Annotated in this window: 3 protein-coding genes and 1 tRNA gene; 1 reads left to right on the plus strand and 3 read right to left on the minus strand. The window is 68.1% G+C overall.

All coding sequences use genetic code 11. The features are described from left to right. Window positions 1-91: 91 nt before the first annotated feature. Window positions 92-4,732, minus strand: coding sequence for an NAD-glutamate dehydrogenase domain-containing protein (locus Q0U08_RS16050; RefSeq protein WP_298092562.1), 4,641 nt, complete (start codon window positions 4,730-4,732; stop codon window positions 92-94). Between the two features lie 80 nt (window positions 4,733-4,812). Continuing rightward, window positions 4,813-6,075, minus strand: a complete 1,263-nt coding sequence (locus Q0U08_RS16055) for a hypothetical protein (RefSeq protein WP_298092563.1) — start codon at window positions 6,073-6,075, stop codon at window positions 4,813-4,815. 147 nt (window positions 6,076-6,222) lie between these two features. Here Q0U08_RS16055 and Q0U08_RS16060 point away from each other — a divergent pair. Continuing rightward, a tRNA-Thr gene (locus Q0U08_RS16060) sits at window positions 6,223-6,298 on the plus strand. 130 nt (window positions 6,299-6,428) lie between these two features. Here the strand turns inward: Q0U08_RS16060 and Q0U08_RS16065 are convergent. Beyond that, on the minus strand, window positions 6,429-6,733 hold a 305-nt coding region (locus tag Q0U08_RS16065; RefSeq protein ID WP_298092564.1), incomplete at its 5' end, for an autotransporter domain-containing protein.

A 6,733-nucleotide genomic window follows, 5' to 3' on the forward strand; every position in this document is an offset into this window, starting at 1 on the left:
TGTCAGACCGGCAATCCACTTATCCCCGCTGTTCAAATTCCCCGAGCCACCTCTGATGAGGGCTGTATAGCCCACTGTTACCCTGTCCGGATCAGCGACCCAGCAGCACGCGGGCCTGGCCGGCGATCTGGGCGAGCATGGCGGCGTTGGGCTGGGCCGCGTTGCGCGCGCGGTCGATCACCGCCTTGAACTGACCGACGCGGCTGGCACGGGCGGCCAGCCACTGTTCCACCGCCGCCTCCGGGTCGGTGCCGGCATGACGGCCGAGAAATTCCAGACGCAGTTGCTGGAAATCCCGCGCCAGACCGGCGATCAACAGGCGCTCCCACGGATCGCTGGGGGTGATGCGTGCGGCGTTGGCCTGCGCCCAGTCCAGCCCGAGCGCCTGGCCGAGACGGGTAAAGGCGCGGGCCAGCACCACCTCGTCCAGCGACAAACGACGGCCGAGATCTGCAAGGCCGACGGCACCGTCCAGCTCGAACAGGCGGACGACCTTGCGGACCAGTGCGGTGGGCGCACCCTTGGCTTCCAGTTCGTTTGCGATGCGGCTGCTTTGCGCGCGCGCTTCTTCGAGCAGCAGGCTGGGGGTCTGGGTATCGAGATGCGCCAGACCCTGTGCCAACCGATCGAGCGCGGCGCCGGGCGTCGTGCCTGCCGGCGTGACGCGCAGCAGGTCGGCGATCTGCGAGCGGGTGACGAAGGCGATCTCCTCGAATACCGCAATGCGCGCCGCCTCCGGCATCGCGGTCGCCTCGACCTCGGCCCAGAGCGTCGGCAGATCGAACAGGCGCTCGGCAACCACGAACATCGCGGCGATGTCCGCCATGCCTGCGCCTTCTTCTTCGGCGATTTCGAAGGGGAAGAGGATGCCCAGGCGATTGACGAGGCGGTTGGCGAGCTTGGTGGCGACGATCTCGCCGCGCAGGCGGTGTGCCTCGATGGCGTCAGCGAAACGGGTGCGCATCGCGGGCGGGAAGGCGGCGTAGAGGTCGGGGGCGAGATCGGGCTCGGTGCCCAGCCTTGCGGTCTCGATGGCGTCCTGCAGCGTCAGCTTGGCGGTGGCGAGCAGCACGGCAAGCTCGGGACGCGACAGGCCATGCCCGTCCTGGCCCCGGCGCAGCAGGATGTCGGGCGCATCCAGCCCCTCCACCACGCGGTCGAGCCGGCCGGACTGTTCGAACATCTCGATCAGGCGGACATAGCTGGGCATCGCAGCGGCACCGTCCGCTTCCGCGATCGACAGTGCGAGCGTCTGAAGACGGTTATCCTCCAGCACCAGATGCGCGACATCGTCGGTCATCTCGGCGAGCAGGACGTTGCGGTCCGCCTCGACCAGGCGGCCCTCGATCAGTTCGCGGTTGAGCGCGATCTTGATGTTCACCTCATTATCCGAACAGTCGACACCGGCCGAATTGTCGATGAAATCGGTGTTGATGCGCCCCCCGATGCCGGCAAAGGCGATGCGCGCCGCCTGGGTGACGCCAAGATTGGCGCCTTCACCGATCGCGGTGACGCGCAATTGCTCGGCATCGACGCGCAGACGGTCGTTGGCGGGATCGCCGACCGCGGCGTTGTTTTCCGACGCGGCCTTCACATAGGTGCCGATGCCGCCGAACCAGAGCAGGTCGGCCGGCGCCTTCAGGATCGCGGAGATCAGCGCCGTGGGCTCCATCGCCTCGGCCGTGATGCCGAGGGCCGCCTGCGCCTGGGGCGAAAGCGGAATGCGCTTGTCGGTGCGGGCAAAGACGCCGCCACCCTCCGAGATCAGCGACGCATCGTAATCGGCCCAACTGGAGCGGGGCAGGGCGAACATGCGTGCGCGCTCTTCCCAACTGGCTGCGGGATCGGGCGCGGGATCGATGAAGATATGGCGGTGGTCGAAGGCGGCGACCAGCTTGATCGCCCTGGACAACAGCATGCCGTTGCCGAACACGTCGCCGGACATGTCGCCGCAACCGACGACGGTGATCGGATCGACCTGTACGTCCACGCCGCGCTCGGCGAAATGGCGCTGGACGGAGACCCAGCCGCCCTTGGCGGTGATGCCCATCGCCTTGTGGTCGTAGCCCTGGCTGCCGCCGCTGGCAAAGGCATCGCCCAGCCAGAAGCCGCGTTCGATCGCGATGGCATTGGCCACGTCGGAGAAGGTAGCGGTGCCCTTGTCCGCCGCGACCACGAAATACGGATCCTCGCCATCGAGGATGCGTACCGATTCTGGATGGACCACCGCGCCGTCGACGATGTTGTCGGTGATCGATAGCAGCGACCGGATGAAGATGCGGTAGCTTTCCCGCCCTTCCGCAAACCAGGCGTCGCGATCGATCGCGGGGGAGGGAAGCTGTTTGGGATAGAAGCCGCCCTTGGCCCCGGTCGGCACGATCACCGCGTTCTTCACGCGCTGCGCCTTCATCAGGCCCAGAATCTCGGTACGGAAGTCGTCGCGCCGGTCGGACCAGCGCAGGCCACCGCGCGCGACGGGGCCGGCGCGCAGATGAATGCCCTCGACGCGGGGGGAATAGACCCAGATCTCGCGCCACGGCAGCGGCGCGGGCAGGCCGGGGATGCGGTGGCTGTCCAGCTTGAAGGCCAGCGCCTCGGCCGCGGCGGGGGCAAAGGCGTTGGTGCGCAGCGTGGCGGCGATCAGGTCGCGGAAGCTGCGCAGGATACGGTCGTCGTCGATGGCGGAGACGGCATCCAGCCCGCGCTCGATCGCGGCATCCGCCTCTGTCAGATCGCCACCGCCGGCGGGATCATGCGCGGCGGTGAAGCGATCGACCAGCGCCGCCGCCAGCACAGGCGCACGGCGCAGCGCATCGACCACGGTGGCGAGACCATAGGTGAGCCCCGCCTGACGCAGATAGCGGAACCAGGCGCGGAACAGCACCACTGCGCGTGGCGACAGGCCGACATCGACGATCAGGCGGTTGAACGCGTCATTCTCCGCCTTGCCCTCCAGCACCGCGGCGATGGCGCCTTCCAGCATTTCGGCATCATTGGGATCGGCGCCGGCATCCGATTCGACCACGAAGTCGTGAACGAAGGCCTCGGTCTCGTCCTCCAGCCGGGTCGGCAATTCGCCGATGACGCGAAAGCCGAAATTCTCCAGCGCGGGCACCGCATCAGACAGGCCAAGCGCGCCGCCCAGCTTGTAGATCTTGAATTGCCGTTCCGCGCCGGGGGCGGCGGGGAACAGGCGGACCGAGCGGTCGGCGGGGCTTTCCAGCGCGCTCAGGCGCAGGATGTCGGCCGCGGCCTCGGCCGGGCTGCTGACGTTGCGATAATTGGCGGAGAAGGTGTCCGCCCAGCGCAGCGCCAGACGCGCGGCGCGGGGCGCCGGAAGCTGCTCGGCCAGTGCCGCCTCGACATCGGGTACCCAGCCGCGCACCATGCGGCGCAGCCGGTCGGCCAGCGGTTCGATATCGGGCAGGCGGCCTTCCCCGCGCAGATCGATGGTGTAGCGGAGCAGGGCGACGACGCCGTCCTCCAACGCGATCGACCAGTTGAGGACGCGGCCCTGCGCCGCTTCCGCCAGCATCTCGCCGATGGCGACGCGGCGACCGGTGGTGAGGTCGTCGCGCGGCAGCCAGACGAAGCCGAACAGATGCCGGCCGAGCGCGGAGCGAACAAGAACCAGCGCGGGGCGCGGCCGATCGGCCAGCGACATCGCGGTCAGCGCCAGCTCCTCCAGCGCCTCCGACTGGAATGCGGCGATCAGGTCGTGCGGCAACACGGTAAGCGCGTGGGCGAGCGCCTTGCCGGTATGGCCGCGCGGATCGAAGCCGAACTTGGCCTCCAGCGCCGCCATGCGGGTGCGCAGCATCGGCACGTCCTTGGGCGGCGTGGCAAGCGCGGCGGAGGTCCATAGGCCGGCATGGATCGACAGGCCGGTGATCGCGCCGTCTTCGCGGATCGGCACCACCACCAGATCAAGCGGCACGGTGCGATGGACCGCGGCGATCGCGTTGGACTTCAGCAGCAACGGCGCCTCGCCACCATCAGCGAACCATTGCAGCGCGAGTTGGCGGGAGCTGTCCGCCAGGATCGGCACGGTGCGCGACAGGGTGGCGATGCCCAGCGCCTCGCCGGGGCGGCCATCGGCGAACCAGCGTTCATGGCCGAGCAGCGTCAGCTTGCCATCGATGAACCAGCGGAGCAGCGCGGCGCCCTCGCCACCGATGCCTTGCGCTTCCAGTCTGTCGGCATCGGCGGCGACGGCGGCCTGCATCGCGCGCCAGTCGGTCACGGCCGCGCGGACATCGGCCAGCACCGCGTGCAGTTCGTCGACCAGCCCGCGACGGTCGCGGGCATCGGCCCGTTCCATCTCCAGGTAGATCATCGATTCGGGCGTACCGCTGCCCTTGTCGGCGCCGATGTCGATCAACTGGCCTTGTGCGTCGCGCGTGACGGGGACGATCGGATGGATGACGCGGTCGATCGCCAGATCCTGCGCGCCGATCGCGGCGGCGACCGAGTCGACCAGGAAGGGCATGTCGTCGTTGATGACCGCAAGGCGCATGTGACGGTGCGTGTCGTCGCCGGCGATCACCTCCAGCGCGATCGCCGGGCAGCCGGGCTTGCGGGTCGCCGCCGCCGCGGCGATGAAGGCAGCGGCGTTCGCCACCTCATCCGGCCCAAAGCCCTGAAGTTCTCCGGGAAGCGCGCCACGCGTCAGGTGGGGAGCGAGGCGGGCAGCGATCGCTGCGGCGAGCGGTTGCGACGGGTTCGATGCCATGGTGGCCAGCCCTACGCGTCCCCTATCGCGTACTCAAGGCTTGCGGCAGTGCGAAAAAATGTTGCGCCGCAACGTAATATTCAGTCCGCCGCTCGCAATACACGGTCGGCCAGCGCCTCGTCATCCTGAACCGATCCGACGATCTCCAGCATGCCGTCCGCCCCGACGCGTGCGACGAGGATCACCGTGTCGCCGGGCATCGCCACCGCGCCGCCATCCAGCGCCGCCCGGCCGATGACCTGACGTTCGGCCACGGGGCGTGGAGCAGGGCCGGCCCCCTTGGCACCGCGCAACTCGCGCTCTGCCGCAACGATCGCCTTCACCCCGCCGGCCAGTTCGGTCAGGAACGCAGGCAGCGCGCCAGCCGGCACGGCATGGCGGCGGGCGTGCTGCAGGACCGCGGCGAACTCGGCGAGGCGCGTCTTGTCGTAATCGGCGCCGAAGACCAGCTTGACGATCGGCGTCATCGGCGCGCGGACCTGTACGGTCAGGCCGGCATCGGCGAGCAGCCCGGCATAGCCCTCGGGATCGATTTCCGTCGACAGGCCGAAATCATGCGCCCGGCCCAGCGCGCGGTACAGTGCTGCGCGGCTGCGCGTATCGGCGGCGCGCACCGCAGCGGCGCTTTCGCGCGCGAGGGTCAACTGGTTGACCAGCGGCCCGGTCAGCGGCTCGGCCGGCTCATGCGCCGGTTCGGCAGGAAGGATGGGCGCAATCGCACCGCTGGGCCCGTCCGCCCACACCGTCGCTGCGACGCTGGGGGCAGCGGGAGCGGCCTGAACCGCAGCGGCCAGCGCCGAATCGAGCGTCGCCTGGATGAGCGGATCGGCCACTTCCTTCCAGTTGATCACGCCATAGATGAAATCGATCGTCGTTCCATCCGACGAGAAGGGCATCAGGATGCCCCGGTACATGGTGGTATGGCCGCGCGTATTAGTGAATTCGGCCTCGAACCCGATCGGCGCCTGGTTGGCGATGATCTGCAGATAATGGTCGGTCAGGCGCGACAGCAGCGAGCGGGCCGGCACCTCCGCCACCCGCCGGGGCGTGAGCTCCAGGCCGCATTCCTCCCGCAAGGCGCGGCCGATAAAGGCGATGTTGGGATCTTCCACCGCCTGAGTGAAATCCAGCAGCACCGAATGGGCACTGAAACCCTCGATGGCGGCGGGGTTCAGATCCTCGATCGACGGATAGGAACGCCCCCGCAGCAGCGACACCCACTGGTTGTACGCGCGAACATGCATCCGACGTTCGTCACCGCCCAGATCGAACATGACGTCATCGACGGCGCCTTCGCACGCCTCTGCCACGGCAGGATCGTTCAGTTCGGGCCCGGCGGTCATAATGGTGCGAATCCCCTTCAGCGTGCAGCGCCCTTGTGCACCCGGCGTGGTAAACGATGCGTGAAGAGCAAAGCCGCTTGTCAGCCACGATCCAGCCTGTTAAGCGCCGCCTCCTCGACCGGATACCAGCCGGTCGCGATTGCATGGGCCGCTTTAGCTCAGCTGGTAGAGCATCGCATTCGTAATGCGGGGGTCACAGGTTCGAGTCCTGTAAGCGGCACCATCCACAAACCGGACATCGCAGATTTGGCCATTCGTTCGCAAAGGCGGCGTTGCGCTGGTGCGCGTGCCTCATCTGGCGATCGAGCGCGATATCATGGCGGCACGGATCAGGATCCGTGCCGCCATTGCGGTCAGAAGCGGATGCGCATCGCGCCGCGATAGGACTGGTTGCGAACATCGTCGCGGCCGATCGTCGTGTCGGCACCCAGGCTGAATTCGACCGGGCCGTTGCCATAGGCGACACCGGCGCCGATTTCGGCCCAGTCATGGTCCTGCCCTGCGACCAGGAAGGACGCGGTCGCCCCCGTGCCACCGGCCAGTGTTGCGGTCACCACACCCGGTCGATCCTCGAAATCGTGGACATAGTAGGCGGTGGCGATCGGGCGGAAGCCATCCGAATTGCCGTCGATCTGGAGGCCGGCGCGGCCTTGCAGGC

Source organism: uncultured Sphingomonas sp. (genome assembly GCF_946477935.1).
Classification (GTDB): Bacteria; Pseudomonadota; Alphaproteobacteria; order Sphingomonadales; family Sphingomonadaceae; genus Sphingomonas.